Consider the following 24,425-nt stretch of genomic DNA (forward strand, 5'->3'; position numbering starts at 1 on the left):
GCCCCACTCATGGCGTTCGGCCTACCCGGTCAGGTCGCTGCGGTAGGTCTCCTTCAGCAGCGCCACGCACAACGCGGCCGCCAAGGAAATGCCGACCAGGTAGAGCGAAATCGGCCAGGACGACTTGGTGGCGTCGTAGAACTCGGTGGCCAGGATCGGCGAAACCGCACCGCCGATGATGCCGCCCATGCTGTAAGCCACCGACGCCCCGGAATAGCGGTACCGCGTGGCGAACAATTCCGGCAGGAACGCGCCCATCGGCCCGAAGAACAAACCCATGATCACCATGCCGCCGGACAGCGCCACGGCGATCAGCACCGGGTTCGCGGTGTTCATCAGCCAGTACATCGGGAACGCCCAGAGCACCGAAACCGCCGCCGCGCCGAGGCACACCCGCTTGCGCCCGAGCCGGTCCGACAGCCGCGCCGAAGCGAGCGTGGCCACCCCGAGGCAGACCGCGGCGATCACCGTGCAGGTCAGCATCGCGCTGTAGGACAGCTTCAGCACCGTCGTGCCGTAGGACAGGTTGAAGGTCATCACCGTGTAGAAGAGCGTGTGCGCGAGCACCATCGCGCCCGACGCCAGCAGCAGCACCCCGCCCTGCCGCCGGACCACCTCGAACAACGGCACCCTGGCCCGTCCGGCGCGTTCCATCGCCTGCCGGAACACCGGCGTCTCGGCGATGGTCGTCCGGATGTAGTACCCGACCACCACCAGCACCGCGCTGAGCAGGAACGGGATGCGCCAGCCCCAGGCGCGGAAGTCCTCGGTCGAGAGCACCGACGTCAGCAGCAGGAAAACCCCGCCGGACAGGAAAAACCCGACCGCCGGACCCAATTGGGGGAAGCTCGAATACAGCCCGCGCTTGCCCTCGGGCGCGTATTCGACCGAGAGCAGCACGGCGCCGCCCCACTCGCCGCCGAGCCCGATGCCCTGGAGGAAGCGGAACACGGTGAGCAGGACCGGCGCGAGCACGCCGAGCGTGGCGTAGCCGGGCACCAGGCCGACGGCGACCGTGCTCAGCCCCATCAGCAGCAGGGACACGATCAGCATCCGCTTGCGCCCGACCCGGTCGCCGAAATGTCCGAAAAGGACGGCTCCGAGCGGGCGGGCGATGAAGCCGACGCCGAAGGTGGCCAGCGACGCGATCGTGCCCGCCGTGACGGAGAACTTCGGGAAGAAGACGTCCCCGAAGACGAGCACGGCCGCCGTGCCGTAGATGTAGAAGTCGTAGAACTCGATGGTGGTGCCGATGAACCCGGCGATGGCCACCCGTGACCGCGACACCGGCGTCGCAACGGCTCCCATGCCGGAGCACCCTACTCATCGGAGCCGGGCGATCACAGTGCCGACTGACAACAGGGCCGGACTGACAACAGTGCCCGGATTACTCGAAGTTCAGCGTGTCCGTGCTCGTCCGGGTGCGCTTCAGCTCGAAGAAGTCGGGGTAGGAGGCGAGCAGGTGCGCGCCGTCGAACACGCGCAGCGCGTCCTCACCCCGCGGGATCGAGGTCAGCACCGGGCCGAAGAAAGCCACCCCGTTGATGTGGATGGTCGGCGTGCCGACGTCCGAGCCGACCGGGTCCATGCCTTCGTGGTGGCTCTTGCGCAGTGCTTCGTCATATCGGGTGGAATTCGCGGCCTCGGCCAGCTCCTCCGGCGCACCGATTTCGCGCAGCGCCTCGCGGATGACTTCGTCGCCGAAGCCGCGGCCCTGGTTGTGGATGCGGGTGCCGATCGCGGTGTAGTACTCACGCAGCACGGCCTCGCCCTGCGCCTCGGCCACCGCGACGGCCACGCGCACCGGGCCCCAGGCCTGCTCCAGCAGCGCGCGGTAGTCCTCCGGCAGGTCCTCGCGGTTTTCGTTGAGCACCGCCAGGCTCATCACGCGGAACTTCAGGTCGATGTCCCGGTGCTTTTCCACCTCGAGGATCCAGCGCGAGCTGATCCAGGCGTACGGGCAGGCAGGGTCGAAGTAGAAGTCGACTTCGGCCGGTTTCGCTGCGGTCATCACGTCTCCCTGCTCGGGGTGGGGCACTCCTGTCCTCGGCAACAGCACGGGCACGGCTGTTGTTCCCCATCGTCAGCGAGGCCGCTCACATGATTGGATGCCGTGGTAAGCGAACCGATAACCGATATCAACGACCAGAGGTGCCTGTGCCCGCCCCGAACCTGACGCGCGACCAAGCCAAGCAGCGAGCCGCACTGCTCGAGGTCGAGTCGTACGACATCGAACTCGACCTGACCGACGGCCGCGGCGGACCTGGCGAGAAGATCTTCGGCTCGAAGACCACCGTCCGGTTCACCAGCTCCCGGCCCGGCGAGGGTTCCTGGGTCGACATCGTCGCCGAGCAGGTGCGCTCGGCCACGCTGAACGGCGGCAAGCTGGCCATCGAGGACTACCGCGAGGAAGACGGCGTCGCGCTGCCGGAGCTGGCCGCCTCGAACGAGCTCGTCGTCGAGGCCGACTGCCGGTACATGAACACCGGCGAGGGCCTGCACCGGTTCGTCGACCCGGTCGACGAGGGCGTCTACCTCTACACCCAGTTCGAGACCGCGGACGCCAAGCGCATGTTCGCCTGCTTCGACCAGCCGGACCTGAAGTCGGTCTACCGGCTCACGGTCATCGCGCCGCAGGACTGGAAGATCATTTCGAACGCGCTCGTGGAGTCCACCGAGGACACCCCGGAGGGCGCGGTCCGCACGGTCTTCGCCACTTCCGAACGAATTTCCACCTATCTGGTCGCGTTGATCGCCGGGCCGTACGCGGAATGGCACGACTCCTACGCCGACGACCACGGCGAGATCCCACTGGGCATCTACTGCCGCGCCTCGCTGGCCGAGCACATGGACGCCGAACGACTGTTCACCGAGACCAAGCAGGGCTTCGGCTTCTACCACGAGAAGTTCGGCACGCCGTATCCGTTCAGCAAGTACGACCAGCTCTTCGTGCCGGAATTCAACGCGGGCGCGATGGAGAACGCCGGAGCGGTCACCTTCCTGGAGGACTACGTCTTCCGCAGCCGGGTCACCCGCTACGCCTACGAGCGGCGCGCCGAAACGCTGCTGCACGAGATGGCGCACATGTGGTTCGGCGACCTGGTCACCATGCGCTGGTGGGACGACCTGTGGCTGAACGAGTCGTTCGCCACCTTCGCCAGCGTGCTCGCGCAGGCCGAGGCCACCGAGTACACCAACGCGTGGACCAGCTTCGCCAACATCGAGAAGTCGTGGGCCTACCGGCAGGACCAGCTGCCCTCCACGCACCCGATCGCCGCGGACATCGTCGACCTGCACGCGGTCGAGGTGAACTTCGACGGCATCACCTACGCCAAGGGCGCGAGCGTGCTCAAGCAGCTCGTCGCCTACGTCGGCCAGGAGAACTTCCTCGCCGGGCTGCGGTTGTACTTCGGCAAGCACGCGTGGGGCAACGCCACGCTCGCCGACCTGCTCGCCGCGCTGGAGAAGGCCTCCGGGCGCGACCTGTCGTGGTGGAGCGCGCAGTGGCTGGAGACCACCGGGCTCAACTCGCTCACCCCGCGGTTCGAGGTGGACGGCGAAGGCCGGTTCAGCTCGTTCGAGGTGGTGCAGTCCGGCGCGAAGCCGGGTGCCGGTGAGCTGCGCACGCACCGCATCGCGATCGGTGTCTACGACGAGGACGACGCGGGCCGGATCACCCGGACGCAGCGCGTGGAGCTGGACGTCACGAGCGAGCGGACCGCGGTGCCGGACCTGACCGGTGTGGCGGCGGGCAAGCTCGTGCTGGTCAACGACGACGACCTGACCTACTGCACGATGCGGCTGGACAGCGGTTCGCTGGTCACCCTGATCGACCGGATCGCCGACATCACCGACCCGCTGCCGCGCACGCTGTGCTGGTCGGCGGCCTGGGAGATGACCCGCGAAGCCGAGCTGAAGGCCCGCGACTTCGTCATGCTGGCCTCGCGCGGCGTGCACGCGGAGAGCGAGGTCGGCGTGGTGCAGCGGCTGCTGCTCCAGGCGCAGACCGCGCTCAACTCCTACGCCGAGCCGGAGTGGGCGATGTCACAGGGCTGGCCCACCTTCACCGGCAAGCTGCTGGAGCTGGCGAAGGCCGCCCAGCCGGGCTCGGACCACCAGCTGGCGTTCGTCAACTCGCTCGCCGGCGCGGTGCTGGACGAGACCGCGCTGACCGCGGTGGCCGGCTGGCTCGACGGTTCGGCGCCGCTCGACGGCCTGACCGTGGACACCGACCTGCGCTGGCGGCTGCTCCACGCGCTGGTCGCGCACGGCAAGGCGGGCGACGACGAGATCGACGCCGAACTGGCCCGCGACAACACCGCCACCGGCCGCCGCCAGGCCGAGGGCTCGCGGGCGCTGCGCCCGACGCCCGAGGCCAAGGCGGAGGCGTGGCAGCGCGCGGTCTTCGACGACGAGCTGCCCAACGCGGTGAGCAACGCGCTGATCAGCGGTTTCTCGCACCCGGGGCAGAAGAAGCTGCTCGCTCCCTACGTCGAGAAGTACTTCGCGCAGATCGACGAGGTGTGGCAGCGCCGCTCCAGCGAGCGGGCGCAGCCGACGGTGATGGGGCTGTTCCCGTCGTGGGCGGTGGAAGCCGGCACCGTCGAGGCGGCCGACGCGTGGCTCGCCGGTGAGCACCCGGCGGCGCTGCGGCGGCTGGTCACGGAAGGCCGGGCGGGCATCGTGCGCGCGCTGGCCGCCCGCGAGTTCGACCAGCAGACCTGACACACGAAAGAGGGGCGTAACCACCGCGGTGGTTACGCCCCTCTTTGTGCCAAGTTCAGTGCCGCGGAGCCGGGCCCGCCTGGTCGGTCATCATGCGCAGGCCGCTGACCAGGCCGCCGATCAGGTCACCCTCCTTGAAGGAGGCGACCATGCTCATCACCGCGAGCTTCGCGCCGCGGTCCGGCAGGCGCTGGAAGGCCTGGTGCCCGGTGATCACCTCGACCACGCGCTCACCCGGTGAAACGGCGACCAGCACCGCACGGGTGGCGCCCTCCCCGATGGAGGCGTGCAGCCGTTCGGCCGCGGCGCGGGTGTCGGCACCCAGTTCGCCCAGGTAGACGCTGAAGTCCAGGCCCGTTTCGCGGCTGGCCAGGGTGAGGGCCTCGTCGAGGCGGGCCAGCTGGACGGCGCTGAAGGGGCCGGTCGGCCCAGCGGGCTCGTACATCCTGGCGGCCGAGACGCGCCCGGTCGGCAGCACCACGGTGCCGGTCGGCAGGTCGCGCTCGTCGTCCGCGGCCGACACGGCGGTCGCGCCGCCGTGCGTCAGTTCACCAGCTCCCACGAGCCCCTCCTCGTGCCGTGCCGGTGGCGTCACCGGCTTCGTCGGCCCCGGCGTGTGCCAGGCGCCCGGTTCCCTCGGGGTTCGCGCTCCACCAGATCGGGGCGTACTCCCAGGGCTGACCCGGGCGGTACCTGGGTGCACCGGCGAATTTCGACCGCAGCGTCCACAGGCTGACCACCAGGTAGATGGCCAGCGGCGCCGCCGCGAAGACCAGAAGCGTCTCGACCAAGTTCACGCGCGCAGCGTAGCTGATGGCTCAGTGTGGCGCGGCGCGACGCCGGGGTTGGCCAACCGTTCACCAGCCGTCCCCCGCTTGCCTCGTCGGCAGACCGCCAACAGGGCGAAAGGAAATAGCCGAAAGGTTGCAACTCAACGTACGTGCGGCGGTACTCACCGCTGTTGCCTTGTTCCGGCGGTGAAATGCTCGTACTTTTTTCACCTGTACGGCCCTTGCCGCCCCGCTTCCCAGCTTGAAATGTCACGGAACGGTCCCAGGAGGACACGTCATGAAGAGCGCCCCCACCCCCGCCCAGGCGACGTACGACCGTTTTTCGTCACTCAACGACATGGTCCGGCTGGTTCTTGACTCGGACGGGCGTGGCACAAGGGTGACGCGTGGCACACGCGTCACGGCCGGTACCCGCGTCACCCGTGAACAGCAGGGCACACGGGTCACCTGCGGCACCCGGGTCACGCGGGGCACACGAGTCACCGCAGGCACACGGGTCACCCGAGGCACGCGCGTCACCCGGGGTCAGCAGGGCACGCGGGTCACGGCGGGCACGCGCGTCACCCGAGGGACCCGGGTCACGCGGGGCACCCGGGTCACCTGCGGCACGCGCGTCACCCGCTGAGCGCGACCCACCCGAGACGCAACAGCGCCCCGGCAGCCCTCAGGCGGCCGGGGCGCCGAGGTACTGGCGCCAGACCGGATCCGCGTCCGTGGTGTGGGCGAGCAGCCGCCAGTGCGGGCCGTGCGGCGCCCGCGGGATCACCGGCAGTCGCCAGCCGATCTCGCTGAGCAGCGAATCCGCCTTGCGGTGGTTGCACCTCGTGCAGCACGCCACGCAGTTCTGCCAGCTGTGCTCGCCGCCCTTGCTGCGCGGGACCACGTGGTCGATGGTCTCCGCCCGGCCGCCGCAGTACACGCAGCGGTACCGGTCGCGGTGCATCAGCCCGGCCCTGGTCAGCGGCACCTGCGCCCGGTAGGGGACCCGGACGTAGGTGCTCAGGCGGATCACCGAGGGGACCGGCACCGTCATGGTCGCCGCGTGCAGGATGAGCCCGGCGGGATCACCGTGCACCACCTCGGCCTTGCCGCAGAGCAGCAGCACCACCGCGCGCCGCAGTGGCAGCGCGGTCAGCGGCTCGAAAGTGGCGTTGAGCAGCAGAACCCGACGTCGTCCGCCCAGCGGGGCGGCCGGTCCCGAACCCCCTGGATCGCGTCCCTTGCGCTGGCCGTGTACGCGGGTCACACGCCCGCCACGGCTCGGCGGCCCACTGGGCTGGGGCCCCTTGGGCCCGCCCGAGTGCGCACAGGACACAACCTCCGGCGCCTGCCCGGCCAATTCGAGGCCCGGCGCGCCGAAGGGGATCGGTTGTCGGTCTGGCACTCGACCACCTCCACCGGTTCAGCCATAGTCGACCACAGATCACACCCATCGCGCACGTGTGTTATCCGACGTGTCACCGACCGGTACCGTGGTGGCCGGTTCCGGCGTCCCCGAACGTGCGCATCGCCGCCTCCCGCCGAACCCTCGCCGGAGCGCGTGAAATCCACGTGATCAGGGGCGAAACCCCACGGAAAAGGAGTACTTCTCAGCCGTGATCGCAATGCTCAGCCAGCAGCCACCGACCCCGTTGCCGCTCTGCACCCAGGAAGCGGGCAGCTGGTGCCGCTGGGTCTACGAAGTGACCGGGAACGCGTGGCTGGCCGGTTCCGCGGACTGGCTGCTCGAAAAGCCGATCCGCATCCTGATGATCCTGATCATCGCCTGGATCTTCCGGCTGCTCGCCCGCAGGCTGATCGACAAGGTCACCACACTGCCGGAGAACAACGGCGGCAGCGGCAAGCTCCCCGCCATCCTGCGCCCGCTGCGCGAACGCGCCCCCGAGATCCTCGGGCCGCTGGTCGCCGAACGCCGCCGCCAGCGCGCCAAGACCATCGGCTCGGTGCTCAAGTCGCTGACCACGTTCCTGGTCTACGGCCTGGCGGCCATCCTGGTGCTCGGTGAGCTGGGCATCAACCTCGGCCCGATCATCGCCTCGGCGGGCATCGTCGGGGTCGCGCTCGGATTCGGCGCGCAGAACCTGGTCAAGGACTTCCTGTCCGGCATGTTCATGATGCTCGAGGACCAGTACGGCGTCGGTGACGTGGTCGACCTCGGTGAGGCCAGCGGCACCGTCGAGGCGGTCGGCCTGCGCATCACCACGGTGCGCGACCTGAACGGCACCGTCTGGTACGTCCGCAACGGCGAAGTGCTCCGGGTGGGCAACTCGAGCCAGGGCTACGCCGTCGCCGTGGTCGACGTGCCGCTCAACTACAACGCCGACGTGGGCCGCGCCACCGCGCTGCTGGCCGAGGTCGCCGAAGACGCGGTCAAGGTCGAACCGCTGGCCTCCGACGTGCTGGGCTCCCCCGACGTGCTCGGCGTGGAAGCCGTCACGCCCGAGGGCATGCAGCTGCGGATGACGGTGAAGGTCCGCCCCGGCAGGCAGTGGGCCGCCCAGCGCGCGCTGCGGGCCCGGATCATGAGCGCGCTGGAGGACGCCGGCTTCGAACCGCCGCTCGGCCGGTTCTTCGGCGGCTCGAGCTCGGCGGCCTCGAACAGCCAGCAGGCATGATGGAGTGGTGGAGTTGACCCCAGTGACCCCGGAAACCCCGGATACCTCCGACCCGAAGACGTTCTACGAGGCCGTCGGCGGCGAGCCGACGTTCCGGTTCATCGTCGCGCGGTTCTACCAGCAGGTCGCCGAGGACGAGATCCTCCGCCCGCTCTACCCGGAGGAGGACCTCGGCCCGGCCGAAGAGCGGTTCCGGCTGTTCCTCATGCAGTACTGGGGCGGCCCGCACACCTACTCCGACCAGCGCGGACACCCCCGGCTGCGGATGCGGCACGCGCCGTTCAAGATCGGCCCGATCGAGCGCGACGCGTGGCTGCGCGCGATGCGGGTGGCCGTGGACGAGGCGAACCTTCCGAAGCCTTACGCCGAACAGCTCTGGGCGTACCTCGAAATGGCCGCACAGAGCATGATGAACAGCTGGATCTGAGGCGGCGCAAGAGAAAAGCGGACTCTGCCGGGCAGGGCGGGTGAAGCGGATGGAAGGATTGCGCCTTGTGCGCAGAGCTGCCGACAGCAAGGCGACCGACGCGGTCGACGCCCAGTGGTGGCGCGACAGCGTCTTCTACCAGGTCTACGTCCGCTCCTTCGCCGATTCCGACGGCGACGGGATCGGTGACCTCGAAGGGATCCGCAGCAGACTCGGCTATCTGGAGCTGCTGGGTGTCGACGCGCTGTGGCTGACGCCGTTCTACCGCTCACCGATGGCCGACAACGGGTACGACATCTCGGACCCGCGTGACGTCGACCCGTTGTTCGGCGATCTGGCGACCTTCGACCAGCTGGTCTCCGACGCGCACGCGCACGGCATGAAGGTCACCATCGACCTGGTGCCCAACCACACCAGCGCCGAGCACGAGTGGTTCCAGGCCGCGCTCGCCTCGCTGCCGGGCAGCCTCGAGCGGGAGCGCTACATCTTCCGCGAGGGCCTCGGCATCACCGGTGAGCACCCGCCGAACAACTGGGTCAGCGCGTTCGGCGGTCCGGCGTGGACCCGCGTGCCGGACGGGCAGTGGTACCTGCACCTGTTCGCCCCGGAGCAGCCCGACCTGAACTGGGGCAATCCGGATGTGCACGCCGATCTCGAGCGCACGCTGCGCTTCTGGCTGGACCGCGGCGTCGACGGCTTCCGCATCGACGTGGCCCACGGCATGGCGAAACCGCCCGGCCTGCCGGACATGGACCTGCGGGCCGCCGGGGCCGACGCGCTGATCAGCGGTGAGTACCGCGACATCCCGGACCGCCGCTTCGACAACGACGGCGTGCACGAGATCCACCAGAAGATCCGCAAGGTGCTCGACGAGTACCCCGGCACCATGGCGGTCGGCGAGATCTGGGTGTCCGACGAGGAGCGGTTCGCCCGCTACCTGCGCCCGGACGAACTGCACCTCGGCTTCAACTTCCGCCTGGTGCTGACCCACTTCGACGCCGACGCCCTGCGTGCGTCGATCGAGCGGTCACTGGCGATCGCCGGCAGCGCCGGGGTGGCGGCCACCTGGACACTGTCCAATCACGACGTCTGGCGGCAGGTGAGCCGCTACGGCGGCGGCGAGCAGGGCGTGCGGCGCGCGCGGGCGATGGCGCTGGTGGAACTGGCCCTGCCCGGCGCGATCTACCTCTACAACGGCGAAGAGCTCGGCCTGGCCAATGTGGACCTGCCGGTGGAGGCGATGGTGGACCCGCGGGCACGCACGGCGGGCCCGGACAAGGGCCGCGACGGCTGCCGCGTGCCGATCCCGTGGGAGGGTGACAAAGCCCCGTTCGGCTTCACCACCGCGGACACCGCGTGGCTGCCGATGCCCGAGGACTGGGCGGACCTGACCGTGGAAGCACAGCTGGAGAACACCGACTCCACGCTGTCGCTCTACCGGCACGCGCTGGAACTGCGGCACCAGCACCCGGCCTTCGACGGCGACGAAGTCGAGTGGTACGGCGCCCCGGCGGGCTGTTTCGCCCTGCGTCGCAAGCCGGGCGGCCTCGTCTGCGCCCTGAACACCTCAGCGGCCCCGGTGGACCTGCCGCCCGGCGAAGTCCTGCTGTCCAGCGCCCCGCTGGTCGACGGCAAACTACCGCCCGACGCCGCCGCCTGGCTCGTCTGAGCCCTCACCCAGCGAACGCAATGAGTGGGGCATTACTTGCGAATTCCGCAAGTAATGCCCCACTCATGGCATTGGGCTGAGCCGTCAGCGGCCGTAGCGCGGCTGCGTCTGGGCGTTGAACACGTCGTACTTCACGGACTTCGCGGGCGCGGTGGCGCGGTCACGCACATCGAGCACGTCGAGGCCCTTCTGGATGTCCGACGAGTAGATGTAGCCGTTGTAGTAGTACGCCGACCACGAGCCGCCGGTGATGTTCTCCGTGGCCGACACCGGGCCGCGCTCCCACCAGGCGATCTCCTTCGGGTTCGCCGAGTCGGTGAAGTCCCACACCGAGATGCCGCCCTGGTACCAGGCCTGCACCATGATGTCGCGGCCCTTGACCGGGATCAGCGAACCGTTGTGCGCCACGCAGTTCTCGGTGTCCGCCTGGTAACGCGAGATCTTGTAGTAGCTGCGGAACTCGAGCTCGCGGTCGTCGCCGGCGCCGGTGATGTCGTAGATGCCGTTGGCGCCGCGGTTCGGGCCGATCTTCGCGTTGCAGGTGGCCACGCCGCCGCCACCGAGCTCGTCGGTGAAGATGACCTTGGTGCCCTCGTTGTTGAAGGTGGCCGAGTGCCAGAACGCGAAGTTCACGTTGTCCTGCACGCGCTCGATCACCCGCGGGTTGAACCGGTCCTTGATGTCGATCAGCACCCCGTCACCCATGCAGGCACCCGCCATCAGGTCCTTCTCCGGGTACGCGGTGAGGTCGTGGCAGCCCGTGGTGGCCGAGCGGCGCGTGCCGTCCGGGTTGTCGCCGCCGACGTTGCCGCCGTCCGGGAACAGCACCGGCTCGGCGACCAGCTTCGCGTCCTGCGGGGCCTTGTTCGGCACCTGGACGATGGACACCTTGTCGTGCGGGGGCTGGCAGTCCGGCAGGTTCGCGGCCGGCGCGTAGGACGAGATGTAGAGCAGCGTGGAGTCGGTCTTCTCGTCCGGCAGCAGCGTGTGGGTGTGCGAGCCGCAGTCGGTCTCCACCGCGGAGACGTAGCGCGGGTTCGCCAGGTCCGAGATGTCGAAGATCTTGATGCCCTCCCACGCCTGCGCGTTCGAGGCGGGCAGCGCGGTGCTCGTGCAGGAGTCGTCACTGCGCGAGGAGTCGGTCGACAGGAAGAGCAGGTCGCCTGCCACCGAGACGTCGTTCTGCGCGCCGGGGCAGAGCACCTGGCTGACGATCTTCGGCTTCGACGGCTGCTTGACGTCGTAGATGACGAAACCGTCGTAGTTGCCGACGATCGCGTGGTCCTGGGTGAAGGCGATGTCGGTGCCGAGGGCGGCCGTGGTGTTGAACGGCGCCTGCTTCGGGATGTTGGCGATCTGGCGGATGTTCGGGCTGTGCACGATCTGGTCCACCGGCGGGATGCCGGTCTGGGCCGCCGCGGGAACTCCGGCCACGCCGGTGAGCACGAGCCCGGCCGCGCCGGCGGCCGCCACGAACACACGGGACAGGCGCCGGGTCCGGAAAATTCTCGTCACGATACGGGCTCCCAATCTTTGCTGGTCAACGGAGATTATTACTCCTTCGCGCAAGTGGTCGATAGCTACTTAAGACGGGGCCCACCCGGCGGGACGTTGACGAAGGGCACGGCGAGCCTGTTCGCTGGCGCCATGACACGAACAGTGACCGCCGCGGTCCTCGCGGGGCTCGCCTGCGCGGTGCTGGCGGGGTGCTCGAACGAGCCGGTCCCGGAGCCCCAGCCGTCGGCGGGCGTGCTCATTCCCGGCAAACCCGGCGAGAGCGCCACCGTGGTACCCCCGGGTGAGGCCGCGCGGCATCAGCAGAACGTGACCCTCTCCGAAGCTGACGTGACCTATGTCACCAACATGATCCCCCATCACCGCCAGGCGCTGGTGATGACCGCACTGGTCGCCGACCGCGCGAGCGACGAGCGGGTGCGCGGGGTGGCCGGCCGGATCGACGCCGCGCAGGGCGGCGAGATCGCGATGATGTCCGGGTGGCTGACCGAACACGGCAAGCCGGTCCCGCCGGAGGACACCGGCGGCCACGCCGGGCACGGTTCACACGGCGGGCACGACCACGCCACGATGCCCGGCATGGCCACGCCCGAGCAGCTGGAGGCGTTGCGCGCGGCGAAGGGCACCGACTTCGACCGGCTGTTCCTGGAACTGATGATCCGCCACCACGAGGGCGCGCTGACCATGGCCGAGCAGCAGCTCGCCGGCGGCATCAACGACCGCGCGCAGGAGATGGCGCAGGAGGTCGTCACCGGGCAGACCGCCGAGATCGAGCGGATGCGCGCGATTCAGCTGCCCTAGCTCTCGCCGCCCGCGCCCGCGTCGAACCCCGCTTCGTAGCCGTCCTCGTAGTCGTCGTCGTTGTCGGACAACGCCGCGCCGGCCACCCAACCGGCCACCGCGCCCGCCTGCAGGTACGGCGCGGCCCGCCGCCACCGCGACGGCTTCTCATACGCCGGTTCGGGCCGCTCCTGGTCCGCGGGGCGCTCGGTCCGCCACGGGGTCTCCTCGGCGCGCACGCCGTCGAGGAACTCCCTGGTGGGATCCGGTTCAGCGGGCTTGTCGCGCTCGGTCATGCCCCTACGATGACACCAGGGCCGTCCCGGATCCACCGGAACGGCCCTGGTAATACGCCGGTAAGAACTCTCAGTGCGCGCCGAACAACAACGGCAGCAGCGCGTGCCGCCGCCGCACGATCGCGCCGTACCGCGCGTCCATCCGCAGCCACGAGTCGGTCGCGGTCACCCGCACCACGTCGTCGCTGATCGACGAGTCCAGGAAGCCCATGCCGGACAGCGCGAACAGGCAGCGCATCTGGACCTTGACCTCCAGCTCGCCCCCGCTGACGGTGAGCACCGCCTGGTCCATCAGCGAAGCCGGCGGGTTGCCGTGCGGCCCGGCGTTCTCCCTGGCCAGCGACACCCCGCGGTCGGCGAGGTCGGCGACCACGGTGACCGGCAGGTCGTCCACCGGCTGCCACCGCCCGGTGGCGGGCAGCTCGGAATGCCACATCAGGTCCCGCGACGGTCCCGGATCCATCCGCTCGCCACCGGCCACGGTCAGCGCGGCGAGCAGTTCGGCCCCGGGCACGGTGATGTCCGACGGGCTGATCTGCCCGGCCACCGCCCTGGTCGCCAGCACGTCGAACGGCGTGGCGACCCAGGCCTCGACCACGCCTTCGGTCCGGTTTCGCAACCGGACCGCCACCTGGCCGTCGAGCCGGACGGCCCGGGCGACGAACGCGCCGAGTGTTTCGCGGTCCGCCGGATCAGCGATCCGCAGTTCAGGCATCGGGCTCCCCTAATCCACGCCTCAGGAAATCGCGCTCGTCCTCGGTGAGCCGGCGCGGGCGCTCGGTCTGCACATCGTAGGGCGCGAGCCTGGTCTCCGCGGTGACGGCCACCTTGTCCGCCTCATCGGGCCCGGTGTGCACCCGGTAGGCGATGGTGAACGAGGAGTACCGCAGGTCGGTCAGCGTCATCTCGACCAGCACGTCCTGGTCGCCGACGACCACCGGCGCCCGGTAGTCGACCTGCAACCGGACCACCACGATGCCCTTGGCCAGCTGGGTCAGCCCGGCCGCCGCCGACTCGCCGAACAGCAGCGGCACCCTGGCCTCTTCGAGCAGCGTGACCATGTTCGCGTGGTTGACGTGGCCGTAGACGTCCATGTCCGACCAGCGCGGCCGGACCAGTGCGCGGTGTGGCATCAGCGGACCGTGCTCCGCATCTGCCGGGCGGCCACCGAAAGCGTCGCCAGGTCGAGCCGCCCGGAGCGCTGGATCTCGTCCAGCGAGACCCGCGCCCGCGCCAGGCGCGAGGCGTTGGTCTGCTCCCACTGCTCGATCTTCTGGTCGGCGGTGTCGTCGGAGTCGCTGTGCCGCAGCGCGTCCAGGGTGATCGCCCGCAGCGACGCGTACAGGTCGTCCCGCAGCGCCAGCCGCGCCAGCCCGTGCCAGCGGTTGCCCCGCTCCAGCGCGCTGATCGAGGTGAGCATCTTGTCCACGTTCAGGTGCTCGGACAGCGCGTAGTACAGCTCGGCGGTCTCGTCCGGGCTGCGCTCCACGTCGATGCCGACCTCCTGCTCGGCCAGCTCGGCGACCTCGGTGACGTCCAGCAGGCCGAAGGTGTGCAGCAGCACGCCCACCCGCCGGGCCAGCGGCTCCGGCACGCCGTGCGAGGTCAGCCGCTGGACGTCCTCGCGGACCGACTCCAGCTCACGGCCGCGCAGCAGCCTGCCGACCTGGCCCGCCAGCCGGGCGACGGTCTCGCCGAAGCGGTTGATCTCCGCGCCGACGGCCAGCGGCTGCGGCCGGTTGGTGAGGAACCAGCGCGCGGCCCGGTCGAGCAGGCGCCGCGTCTCCAGCATCATCTCGTCGGCGAGTTCCGAAGGCACGACGTTGTCGAGCGCGTCGATCTCCCGCCACAGCGAAGGCAGGTCGTACACCGAGGTGACCACCGCGTAGGCACGCACGGCGTCGGTCGCGGTCGCGTTCATCTCCTCGGCGAGGCGGAACGCGTACGACAGGCCCGCCCCGTCGACCACCTCGTTGACCAGCAGCGTGGTGATGATCTGGCGGTGCAGCGGGTGCTCGGCGATCGCGTCGCCGAAGCGCTCCCGCAGCGGCTTCGGGAAGTACTCGGGCAGCCGCCGCGCGAACACCTCGTTGTCCGGCAGCTCGCTGGCCAGCAGCTGGTCCTTGAGGTCCAGCTTCACGTGCGCCAGCACGGTGGCCAGCTCGGGCGAGGTGAGGCCCTTGCCCGCCTTCTCCAGCGCCTTGAACTCGGCCGGGCTCGGGAGCGCCTCCAGTTTGCGGTCGAGCTTGCCCTCGGCCTCGAGGTGGGCGATCAGCCTGGCGTGCACCGACACCATCGGCGCCCGGTGCGCCCGGCTGACGCCGAGCACCGCGTTCTGCCGGTAGTTGTCCGCGAGCACCAGCTCGCCCACCTCGTCGGTCATCTCCAGCAGCAGCTGGTTGCGCTGGCCGGTCTCCAGCGTGCCCGCCGAGATCAGGTGGTCGAGCAGGATCTTGATGTTCACCTCGTGGTCGGAGCAGTCCACCCCGGCCGAGTTGTCCAGCGCGTCGGTGTTGATCTTGCCACCGGCGCGGGCGAACTCGATGCGGCCGAGCTGGGTCAGGCCCAGGTTGCCGCCCTCGCCGACCACCTTGACCCGCAGGTCCTGGCCGTTGACCCGCAGCGCGTCGTTGGCCTTGTCGCCGGCGTCGGCGTGCGACTCGTTCTCCGCCTTGACGTAGGTGCCGATGCCGCCGTTCCACAGCAGGTCGACCGGGGCCAGCAGGATCGCGCGCATCAGGTCGGCCGGGGCCAGCTTCTGCACGTCGTCCGGCAGGCCGAGCACCTCACGCACCTGCGGGGTGATCGGGATGGTCTTCGCGGCCCGCGAGTAGATCCCGCCGCCCTCGCTGATCAGCGTCCGGTCGTAGTCCTCCCACGAGGACCGCGGCAGGTCGAACAGGCGGCGCCGCTCGGCGTAGGAACTGGCGGCGTCGGGGTTCGGGTCCAGGAAGATGTGCAGGTGGTTGAACGCGGCCACCAGCCGGATGTGCTCCGAGAGCAGCATGCCGTTGCCGAACACGTCCCCGGCCATGTCGCCGATGCCGACGACGGTGAACTCCTCGGCCTGGGTGTTCACGCCCAGCTCGCGGAAGTGGCGCTTGACGCTCTCCCAGGCACCCTTCGCGGTGATGCCCATGGCCTTGTGGTCGTAGCCGACCGAGCCACCGGAGGCGAAGGCGTCGCCGAGCCAGAAGCCGTAGCTGATGGCCACCTCGTTGGCGATGTCGGAGAACTTCGCGGTGCCCTTGTCCGCGGCGACCACGAGGTAGCTGTCGTCGCCGTCGTAGCGCACCACGTCCGGCGCGGGCACGGTCCTGCCCTCGTTGAGGTTGTCGGTCAGGTCCAGCAGGCCGGAGATGAACATGCGGTAGCAGGCGATGCCCTCGTTGAGCTGGGCGTCGCGGTCGATCCCGGCGTCACCGGTCGGCGCCGGCGGGCGCTTGACCACGAACCCGCCCTTCGCGCCCACGGGCACGATCACCGCGTTCTTCACCGCCTGCGCCTTGACCAGCCCGAGGATCTCGGTGCGGAAGTCCTCGCGGCGGTCCGACCAGCGCAACCCGCCACGCGCGACCGAGCCGAAGCGCAGGTGCACGCCCTCGACGCGCGGTGAGTAGACGAAGACCTCGAACTTCGGCCGCGGCTGGGGCAGGTCGGGCACACCCTGCGGGTCCAGCTTGAGCGCCAGGTACGGCCGCGGCACGCCGTCGGCCGAGGTGACGTGGTAGTTCGTGCGCAGGGTCGCCCCGATGACCGCCATCAGGCGGCGCAGGATGCGGTCCTCGTCCAGGCTGGTCACGTCGTCGATCAGCTTGGCGATCTCGGCGGCCTTCGCGGCGGCCTCGTGCTCACGCTGCTCGGCCTCGATACCCAGGTCGAATCGGGTCTCGAACAGCCTGACCAGCGCGGTCGCGATGTCGGTGTGGGCGAGCACGGCGTTCTCGATGTACTCCTGGGAGTACGGGCTGCCCGCCTGGCGCAGGTAACGCGAGTAGGCACGCAGCACCGCGGCCTGCCGCCAGGTCAGCCCGGCGCGCAGCACCAGCGCGTTGAACCCGTCGACCTCGCATTCGCCCTTCCACGCGGCGGCGAAGGCGTCCTGGAAGCGGACGCGCACGTCGTCGACCTGTTCCTCGGACACCACGTCGAGCGCGCGCTGGTCCATGAGCAGGCCGAAGTCGTAGATCCACGAGCGCGAGCCGTCCTCGCGGTGCAGCTCGTACGGCCGCTCGTCGACCACCTCGACACCCATGCGCTGCAACAGCGGCAGCACGGTCGACAGGGTCACGCCCGCGCCGAGCAGGTACAGCTTGAACCGACGCTCCCCCGGTTCGGCGTCGGCCGGCAGGTAGAACGACATCGCCAGGTCGTCCGGGCTGGTCAGCGACTCCAGCCGGCGCAGATCGGCGAGCGCCTCTTCGGCGGTGTAGTCCTCTTTGTACGCCTCGGGGAACACCGAGGCGTAGCGCTGGCCCTGCTCGGTCGCCGACTCCTCGGCGATCGGGCCGCTGTCCCCGTCGCGCCCGCGGCGCTCGGCCAGGATCGCCTCCACCATGAGGTCGTCCCAGCTGCGCACGGCGTCGTTCAGCCGCTCCTGGATGCGCAGGGTGTCCGGCTCGGCCCGGTTGCCGGGCTCGGTGTGGACGGTGAAGTGCACCTGGGCCAGCAGGGTTTCCCCGACGCGCGTGCTGAATTCGAGGTGCGTGCCCTCGAGTTCGTCGAGCAGCACCTCCTGCATCGCGACCCGGGACTTGGTGCTGTACCGGTCACGCGGGAGGAACACCAGGCACGAGAAGAAGCGGCCGTACGGGTCGCGGCGCACGAACACCCGCAGGCGACGGCGGTCGGCGAGGGTGATCGCGCCGGTGGCGGTCGCGTACAGCGAATCGACGTCGGCGGAGAACAGATCCGCCCGCGGCCAGTTCTGCAGCACCTCCAGCATGCGCTGCCCAGAGTAGGACTCCATCGGGAACCCGGCGCGGTGGATCACCTCGCGCACCCGGGAGGCCACCACCGGGATGTCCAGCACGTTCTCGTGCAGCGCGGTGGTGGTGAACATGCCGAGGAACCGGTGCTCGCCGGTGACGCCGCCCTTGGCGTCGAAGGTCTTGACGCCGACGTAGTACGGGTAGATCGGGCGGTGCACGGTCGACGGTGCGCTGGCCTGGGTGAGCACCAGCAGCGACGGGTCCAGCGCCACGGCGGCCGAATCCGGCCCGGCGGTCAGGCTCCGCGCGGCGAGGCTGTCCTGGCGCAGCACACCGAGGCCGGAGGCGAGCACCGCGCGCAACGCGGGCTCCTCACCTTCCACAGTGGTCGCCTCGACCAGCTCGTACTGCCGGTAGCCGAGGAAGGTGAAGTGGCCGTCGGCCAGCCAGCGCAGCAACGCGGCACCTTCGCGGACCTCGGCGTCGGGCAGCGACGGCGGCTCGTTCTCCAGCCCGGCCGCCAGCGACAGCGCCGCCTCGGCCATCTTCTCGGCGTCCTCGACGACCTCACGCACGTCGCCGAGCACCGAGGTCAGCCGGTTGTCCAGCTCACGGGCCCGCTGTGGGTCGGTGATGCAGTCGATCTCCAGGTACATCCAGGATTCCGCGGCCGCGCCCTCGGGCGGCTGGGCCACGTCGGCGTTCGCGTGCACCTCGCGCAGTTCGCCGGTGATCTCCCGGTTGACCACGACGATGGGGTGCACGATGCGCTGGACCTGCACCCCGGTGCGCGCCAGCTCGGCGGCCACGGAGTCGACCAGGTAGGGCATGTCGTCGGTGACCAGCTGGACCACGGTCGCTTCCCGGGTCCAGCCGTCCTCGGCGGTGGTCGGGTTGAGCAGGCGGACCACCGGGCGCCCCGGGACCCGCTGCTGGGCGAGCTGCAGGTGCGTGCGCACCGCGCCGACCAGGTCCGCCACCTCGTCGTCGGCGATCTCCTCGGCCGGGGTGTGCCGGAAGTACAGCCGGAGCAGGTCCTCGATGTCCGGCGCCAGTGCGGCGGCCGCGTCGACGAGCTCATCCCGGATCTGCTCGGGGCTGGCCGAGCGCCGCTGGCTCGCGCGCTGGGAGCGGTCCAGCGTGGTGCTGGTGCCCGCTCCGGACGGGGAGGATGCCCCGCCCACGCTGATCGAAGACGCCGTCGAACTCATTGCAGGCAACTCTCCCGTTCCCGACACCACGCTGTGTCTTTCGCTCGCCCCAGTATGGGCCTTACGCAGCAAGAGAATATGGCCTTCGCCAGAACGCGGGACGACCACGGTCGGCGGGGAAACGAGCGTTCCCCGGCGTAGGCTGGCGGCGTCGATTCAGCCTTCGATTCAGTTGGTGGCAAGAACGATCCCCGGTGCGCGAAACCACACCGAGGTTTAGCGAGGCACCTAGGCTTCGCCACCGGCCTGGCGGCGTCCGTGGTCGTATTCGCCGCGGCGGGAACTCCCGTTCACCGGCTGCGCCGGCTCCCCGTCGGACTGCGGCCCCAGCCGCTTCACGAGCGCCGCGGCACTGGACGTCCCCGCCCGGTGCTCGGCGAGCGCGAGCGCCAGCAGTTCGGCCAGCCCGGCGTCCGGCGGCGGGTCTTCGGACGGAATCACGAAGTCCGCGGGCGGCTCGGGTGGGGTGTACTCGCCGTTCGTGAGGTTGTAGTTCGGCTTGCCGTATTCAGAGGTGTACTCGTCCACTGGCGCGAGTGACGGTGGCAGCCGCAGTTTGGGCAGCCAGCCCTCTTCCTGCGCGGGCTTCTCGGGCTCCGGCTCCGCACGCGGAGCCTCCTCGGGCTGCTGCTGTGGTTCCGCCGGCTTGTCCCCCGCCCGGCGACGCCCTCCACCCCCGGTTCCGGAGGAGGACACCCCGAGCCGATCGAGCACGGACCGAGCCGCCACCGACCCATGCTCCGAGTCGTGGCGAGTCGTGATGTGCGGCTCCTCCACCTTGCGCGGCTCAGGTTCGGGTTCGGGCTGGGGTTGAGGCGCCGTCGCCGTCATCGCCGGCTGACGCTCCTCCGCAGGCGGCGGCGCCAACATCGTCTCCGGCGGCAGCACCCGCTCATACCGCGGTGCCTCCGCGGGAGCCTGCTGATACCGCCCGGCCTCCGCCGCGGGTTGCCCATACTGCTCGTACCGTGGCGCTTCGGCGGGAGCCTGCTGATAGCGACCAGCCTCGGCCGCAGGCTGGCCGTACTGAGCCGACGCTTGGTGATACGTCCCTACACCAGCCGACTGTTCGTAGCGCGCCGCCTCAGCAGCAGGCTGCCCATACTGCGCCGCGCCAGGCTGCCCACCAGTCGCGGGCTGCTCATAACGCCGCTCAGCGACAGGCTGCTCATACCGCACCGGCTCACCCGCAGGCTGCTGGTACCGCGCCACCTCAGCGCTGGGCTGCACACCCTGCGGCGCCTGCTCATACCGAGCCACCTCGGCGACATGCTGCCCGCTCTGCGGCGCTCCAGCCGCGGACTGTTCGTACCGCCCAGCCCCAGCCGACTGCTCATACCGAGCCGCTTCAGTGCCCGGCTGGCCATACTGCGCCTCGGCTACCTGCGCGTACACGGCAGGCTGCTGGTACCGCGGCTCGGCGGACCGCTCATACCGCACCGGCGCCGCCTCAGCAGGCTGCTCATATCGCACAGGTTCACCCGGTGCCTGCTGGTACCGCGCCGCCTCAACGGGCTGCTCATATCGCACAGGTTCACCCGATGTCTGCTGATACCGCACCGCCTCGGGGGGCTGCTCGTACCGAGCCTGCTCGCTCGCAGGCTGCTGGTATCGCGCCTGCTCAGCGGACTGCTCGTAGCGCACCGGCTCACCCGCGGGCTGCTGGTACCGCGCTTCCGCGGCCGCCTGCTGTTCGTATCGCGGAGCCTCCGCGGCAGCCGCAGCCGCCGCCTCGTACCGGACCGCGCCATATGCTTGCTGGTACTGCGTCGCCACGGGCTGTTCAGCAGCGGGCTGCTGATACCGCACCTGCTCGACGCGTGCTGCCTCCGCGGGCTGCGGCTCGTATCGCGGCAGGGTCTGCGTCATCTCCTCCGGCGCCAAGCGCGGAGCCTCGACGCGGATGGTCTGCGGCCGCGGCGTCTCCACACGCTGTTGTTGCGCAGGCGGCCGGGCCACCTCCCGTCCCGGCGGCGGCGTCGAATCGGTGATCCGCGGGATCACCGTCGTCTCCGGCCCAGAGGCCGCGCGCGGCGAACGAGCGAGCACGTCGGTCAGATCGACCGGCGCCTGCTCCCCGCCACCGAACTCCCCGCCGAGCACGGCACAAGCCTGCCGGCGCATGCGCAGGTGCACCTGCTCGGCCGCACGCGACCGCCGCAGGCACTCCAACGCGTCGGCCGGCCTGCCCAGACGTTCCTCGACGTGCGCCAATTCCAGCAACAGCTTCGCGGTCAGCGAGTGCAACCCGTGCCGATCCGCGTCATAGACCGCTTCGCGCAACAGTGCCCCGGCCGCCTCGGGCGCGCCCGTGCTCAGGTGCACCCGAGTCGCCACGGCGAGCCGCAGCCAGCTCGCCGGGCCGATCCCCCCGGCGCGAGGCGGTGAGTCGAGCACCGGCTCGGCGAGTTCGAGCGCCATCTCGATGTTGCCGCGGTCCAGCAGCGTGCAGACCAGCTGCAACACCAGCCGCGACCTCGCCAGCCCGCCATCGGCCGACGGGTCACGCAACTGCTCGATGAAGCCCAGCCCGGTGCGCGCCGCGTCGGCGGCCCCGGTCAGGTCACCGTGCCTGCGCCGGTGCCCGGACATGCCCACCCGCACCAGCGAGCGCATCACCAGCCGCGAGTCGCCGTCGGAATTCTCGTCGGACAGGCACAGCCGATCCGCTTCGAGCAGTACCCGGTCCAGCTCCTGCTTGCGCCCCAGCTGGGCCATGCAGCCCACCAGGTGGCACAGGGCCGTGGCCCGCTCGCCCGGCGTCAGACCGGGCTCGGCCAGCACCGGGCGCAGCAACGCCAGCCCGGTCAACGGCATGCCGACGCTGCGTGCGCACACCGCGAGGTCGGTCCGCAACCGGGCCGCGAGCAGCGAGTACCCGAGGTGCTCCGCCGACCGCAGCGCCGCCACGGTCCGCGCGGTCACCGACGCACGATCACCCAGCCGTACCCGCGCGAAGACCACCAGCGACTCCGCACGCAGCCACGCCTGGTCCGAACCGGCGGCCTCGGCGAGCGAGGCAGCCCGCTCGCCGAGCACCAAAGCGAGTTCGGGCGCGCGCAACCGCAGCTCCGAGGCCCGGTCGAGGAGTTGCTCGACCGGCCGGATCTGGTTGCTGGCTACCACGGCACTCTCCGGTCGGTTGATCGCGGCGGTCGGGCTCGCCTGGTGCGGACTTCAGGCCTATCACGAACCACTCAGTCGCGGGTCAGCTTCCGGTGGGTGACCCGGTGCGGACGAGCCGCTTCGGCGCCCAGCCGCTCGATCTTGTTCGTCTCGTAGCCCTCGAAGTTGCCCTCGAACCAGAACCACTGCGCCGGGTCCTCGTCGGTGCCTTCCCAAGCCAGGATGTGCGTCGCGACGCGGTCGAGGAACCACCGGTCGTGCGAAATCACCACGGCGCAGCCGGGGAACTGCTCCAGCGCGTTCTCCAGCGACCCCAGCGTCTCGACGTCCAGGTCGTTCGTCGGCTCGTCCAGCAGGATCAGGTTGCCACCCTGCTTCAGGGTCATCGCCAGGTTCAGCCGGTTGCGCTCGCCACCGGACAGCACGCCGGCCGGCTTCTGCTGGTCAGGCCCCTTGAAGCCGAACGCGCTGACGTAGGCCCGCGACGGCATTTCGGTCTGCCCGACGTGGATGTAGTCGAGCTTGTCGGACACCACCTCCCACACCGTCTTCTTCGGGTCGATCCCGGCCCGGTTCTGGTCCACATAGGACAGCTTGACCGTTTCACCGATCTTGACGCTGCCCGCGTCCGCATCCTCGAGCCCGACGATCGTCTTGAACAGGGTCGTCTTGCCGACGCCGTTCGGGCCGATCACGCCGACGATGCCGTTGCGCGGCAGGTCGAACGACAGGCCGTCGATCAGCACCCGGTCGTCGAAGCCCTTGCGCAGGTCGTTGACCTCGACGACCACGTTGCCCAGCCGGGGCCCCGGCGGGATCTGGATCTCCTCGAAGTCGAGCTTCCGCGTCTTCTCCGCTTCGGCAGCCATCTCCTCGTAGCGGTCGAGACGGGACCTCGACTTGGTCTGGCGCGCCTTGGCGTTGGACCGGACCCAGTCGAGTTCGGTCTTAAGCCGCTTGGCCAGCTTCGCGTCCTTCTTGCCCTGCACCTCGAGCCGTTCGCGCTTCTTCTCGAGGTAGGTGGAGTAGTTGCCCTCGTAGCCGACGACGCGGCCCCGGTCGAGCTCCATGATCCACTCGGCGACGTTGTCCAGGAAGTACCGGTCGTGGGTGACGGCCAGGACGGCACCGGGGTAGCCGGCCAGGAACTGCTCCAGCCACAGCACGCTCTCCGCGTCCAGGTGGTTGGTGGGCTCGTCGAGCAGCAGCAGGTCCGGCTTCGACAGCAGCAGCTTGCACAGCGCCACCCGGCGGCGCTCACCACCGGAGAGGTGGGTGACCGGCTCGTCCGGCGGCGGGCAGCGCAACGCGTCCATCGCCTGCTCGAGCTGGGAGTCCAGTTCCCACGCGTCGCCGTGGTCCAGGTCCTCCTGGAGCTTGCCCATCTCCTCCATCAGCGCGTCGCTGTAGTCGGTGGCCATCAGCTCGGCGATCTCGTTGAACCGGTCGAGCTTGACCTTGATGTCGCCGAGGCCCTCCTCGACGTTCCCGCGGACCGTCTTCTCCTCGTTCAGCTGCGGCTCCTGCTGCAGGATGCCGACGGAGGCGCCCGGCTGCAGGAAGGCTTCACCGTTGCTCGGCTGGTCGAGTCCGGCCATGATCTTGAGAACGGTGGACTTACCGGCACCGTTCGGGCCCACCACGCCGATCTTGGCTCCGGGGTAGAAGGCGGTGCTGACGTCGTCGAGAATGACCTTGTCCCCGACGGTCTTGCGCACCTTTTTCATGGTGTAGATGAACTCGGCCATGCAAGCGATCGTAGAGCCGTCGTGCTGGCGCCTCGACGCCGGTCACCTCGGGGCGTGCTCGGCTGACCACCCGGTCAAGCCGCGCTCATCCCCTCTCCGGGGGAGAGTGCCCTGCTCACCTCGCCTTCTCCGTTCTCCTCCCACAACGGCTCCGGCTGCTCCGGCCTGCCCTTGCGGCGGACCAGCGCGGTGCAGCGGGTCAGGTTCGGTCCGACCGCGTGGGCTTCGAGTTCGGCGATGGACTTCGACTGCCCGTCGGCGACGAACTCCCGGGTGTACAGCCTGCCGGAGACGATCACCGGATCCCCCTTGACCAGACTGCCGCCGACGCTTTCGGCGAGCCGGCGCCAGCAGGTGACCCGCACCGTCAGCTGTCTGCCGTCGACCCACTCCATGGTCTCCTTGTCCCGTCTGCGCTCGTGGCTGCGCAACCAGAAACTCGCCACGTGGTGCCCGTGCTCGCCGACCGCTCGTGTGCTCACCTCGCTCAGCACCGTGCCCACGATCGTCAGCGGGGTTTCCCCAAGAGCCATGTCCTTCGCCCTCCTCGTTCGTCCGTGCTTCCAGGATGCGGCGAACCGGGCGGGCGTG

General features: G+C 69.9%; 19 protein-coding genes. 6 read left to right on the plus strand and 13 right to left on the minus strand.

The annotated features are described in order from the left end of the window. Window positions 1–21: 21 nt before the first annotated feature. Window positions 22–1,308 (minus strand): MFS transporter, encoded by a 1,287-nt coding sequence (locus tag L3Q67_RS00765; RefSeq protein ID WP_499187656.1) that lies wholly within the window; start codon window positions 1,306–1,308, stop codon window positions 22–24. A gap of 79 nt (window positions 1,309–1,387) precedes the next feature. Next, window positions 1,388–2,011 carry a thioredoxin domain-containing protein gene (locus L3Q67_RS00770; RefSeq protein WP_499187657.1) on the minus strand — a complete coding sequence of 208 codons (624 nt, stop codon included), beginning with the start codon at window positions 2,009–2,011 and terminating at the stop codon, window positions 1,388–1,390. A 146-nt stretch (window positions 2,012–2,157) separates the two neighbouring features. On the opposite strand from L3Q67_RS00770, the gene pepN reads away from it, so the two are divergent. Next, window positions 2,158–4,725 (plus strand): M1 family aminopeptidase, encoded by a 2,568-nt coding sequence (pepN, locus tag L3Q67_RS00775; protein WP_499191402.1) that lies wholly within the window; start codon window positions 2,158–2,160, stop codon window positions 4,723–4,725. 55 nt (window positions 4,726–4,780) lie between these two features. Here pepN and L3Q67_RS00780 read toward each other — a convergent pair whose 3' ends face one another. Further along, the gene (locus L3Q67_RS00780) at window positions 4,781–5,248 is read right to left on the minus strand and encodes a DUF5130 family protein (protein ID WP_499191403.1); all 468 of its coding nucleotides are present in this window, start codon (window positions 5,246–5,248) and stop codon (window positions 4,781–4,783) included. Window positions 5,249–5,273: 25 nt separating this feature from the next. Further along, the gene (ctaJ, locus tag L3Q67_RS00785; RefSeq protein WP_499187658.1) at window positions 5,274–5,522 is read right to left on the minus strand and encodes an aa3-type cytochrome oxidase subunit CtaJ; all 249 of its coding nucleotides are present in this window, start codon (window positions 5,520–5,522) and stop codon (window positions 5,274–5,276) included. A 331-nt stretch (window positions 5,523–5,853) separates the two neighbouring features. Between ctaJ and L3Q67_RS00790 the strand changes: the two genes are divergently transcribed. Further along, window positions 5,854–6,141, plus strand: a complete 288-nt coding sequence (locus L3Q67_RS00790) for a hypothetical protein (RefSeq protein ID WP_499191404.1) — start codon at window positions 5,854–5,856, stop codon at window positions 6,139–6,141. A 39-nt stretch (window positions 6,142–6,180) separates the two neighbouring features. Here L3Q67_RS00790 and L3Q67_RS00795 read toward each other — a convergent pair whose 3' ends face one another. Beyond that, window positions 6,181–6,900 carry an HNH endonuclease gene (locus L3Q67_RS00795; RefSeq protein WP_395905130.1) on the minus strand — a complete coding sequence of 240 codons (720 nt, stop codon included), beginning with the start codon at window positions 6,898–6,900 and terminating at the stop codon, window positions 6,181–6,183. A 220-nt stretch (window positions 6,901–7,120) separates the two neighbouring features. Here L3Q67_RS00795 and L3Q67_RS00800 point away from each other — a divergent pair, with 220 nt between their 5' ends. From L3Q67_RS00800 to L3Q67_RS00810, 3 genes are all read left to right on the plus strand, one after another. Then, window positions 7,121–8,131, plus strand: coding sequence for a mechanosensitive ion channel family protein (locus tag L3Q67_RS00800; RefSeq protein WP_499191405.1), 1,011 nt, complete (start codon window positions 7,121–7,123; stop codon window positions 8,129–8,131). A gap of 13 nt (window positions 8,132–8,144) precedes the next feature. Beyond that, window positions 8,145–8,558: a globin gene (locus L3Q67_RS00805; RefSeq protein WP_499191406.1), complete on the plus strand. Its 414-nt coding sequence runs from the start codon at window positions 8,145–8,147 to the stop codon at window positions 8,556–8,558. A 67-nt stretch (window positions 8,559–8,625) separates the two neighbouring features. Further along, the gene (locus tag L3Q67_RS00810; RefSeq protein ID WP_499187659.1) at window positions 8,626–10,227 is read left to right on the plus strand and encodes a glycoside hydrolase family 13 protein; all 1,602 of its coding nucleotides are present in this window, start codon (window positions 8,626–8,628) and stop codon (window positions 10,225–10,227) included. Window positions 10,228–10,311: 84 nt separating this feature from the next. On the opposite strand, the gene L3Q67_RS00815 is transcribed toward L3Q67_RS00810, so the two are convergent. After that, window positions 10,312–11,742, minus strand: coding sequence for an LVIVD repeat-containing protein (locus tag L3Q67_RS00815; RefSeq protein ID WP_499187660.1), 1,431 nt, complete (start codon window positions 11,740–11,742; stop codon window positions 10,312–10,314). A gap of 132 nt (window positions 11,743–11,874) precedes the next feature. On the opposite strand from L3Q67_RS00815, the gene L3Q67_RS00820 reads away from it, so the two are divergent. After that, window positions 11,875–12,543: a DUF305 domain-containing protein gene (locus L3Q67_RS00820; protein WP_499187661.1), complete on the plus strand. Its 669-nt coding sequence runs from the start codon at window positions 11,875–11,877 to the stop codon at window positions 12,541–12,543. Here the strand turns inward: L3Q67_RS00820 and L3Q67_RS00825 are convergent. The 7 genes from L3Q67_RS00825 to L3Q67_RS00855 all read right to left on the minus strand — a co-directional run bounded on the left by L3Q67_RS00825 (window position 12,540) and on the right by L3Q67_RS00855 (window position 24,367). Further along, window positions 12,540–12,818 (minus strand): hypothetical protein, encoded by a 279-nt coding sequence (locus L3Q67_RS00825; protein ID WP_499187662.1) that lies wholly within the window; start codon window positions 12,816–12,818, stop codon window positions 12,540–12,542. The two genes, L3Q67_RS00820 and L3Q67_RS00825, sit on opposite strands and share 4 nt — an antisense overlap. Window positions 12,819–12,888: 70 nt before the next feature. Next, window positions 12,889–13,533 carry a DUF8010 domain-containing protein gene (locus tag L3Q67_RS00830; RefSeq protein WP_499187663.1) on the minus strand — a complete coding sequence of 215 codons (645 nt, stop codon included), beginning with the start codon at window positions 13,531–13,533 and terminating at the stop codon, window positions 12,889–12,891. After that, entirely contained in the window at window positions 13,526–13,951 is a 426-nt protein-coding gene (locus tag L3Q67_RS00835) for an acyl-CoA thioesterase (RefSeq protein ID WP_499187664.1), read from the minus strand. The genes L3Q67_RS00830 and L3Q67_RS00835 overlap by 8 nt, the downstream gene beginning before the upstream one ends. After that, complete coding sequence (locus L3Q67_RS00840; protein WP_499191407.1) at window positions 13,951–18,939, minus strand: NAD-glutamate dehydrogenase; 4,989 nt, start codon at window positions 18,937–18,939, stop codon at window positions 13,951–13,953. Before L3Q67_RS00840 ends, L3Q67_RS00835 begins: the two co-directional genes overlap by 1 nt. A 249-nt stretch (window positions 18,940–19,188) precedes the next feature. Beyond that, window positions 19,189–22,086 (minus strand): hypothetical protein, encoded by a 2,898-nt coding sequence (locus L3Q67_RS00845; protein WP_499187665.1) that lies wholly within the window; start codon window positions 22,084–22,086, stop codon window positions 19,189–19,191. 71 nt (window positions 22,087–22,157) lie between these two features. Further along, window positions 22,158–23,834 (minus strand): ABC transporter ATP-binding protein, encoded by a 1,677-nt coding sequence (gene ettA / locus L3Q67_RS00850; protein WP_499187666.1) that lies wholly within the window; start codon window positions 23,832–23,834, stop codon window positions 22,158–22,160. A gap of 74 nt (window positions 23,835–23,908) precedes the next feature. Then, window positions 23,909–24,367, minus strand: a complete 459-nt coding sequence (locus L3Q67_RS00855; protein ID WP_499187667.1) for a single stranded DNA-binding domain-containing protein — start codon at window positions 24,365–24,367, stop codon at window positions 23,909–23,911. Window positions 24,368–24,425: the final 58 nt, after the last annotated feature.

Source organism: Saccharothrix sp. AJ9571 (assembly GCF_021725495.1).
GTDB classification, from domain to species: domain Bacteria; phylum Actinomycetota; class Actinomycetes; order Mycobacteriales; family Pseudonocardiaceae; genus Amycolatopsis; species Amycolatopsis magusensis.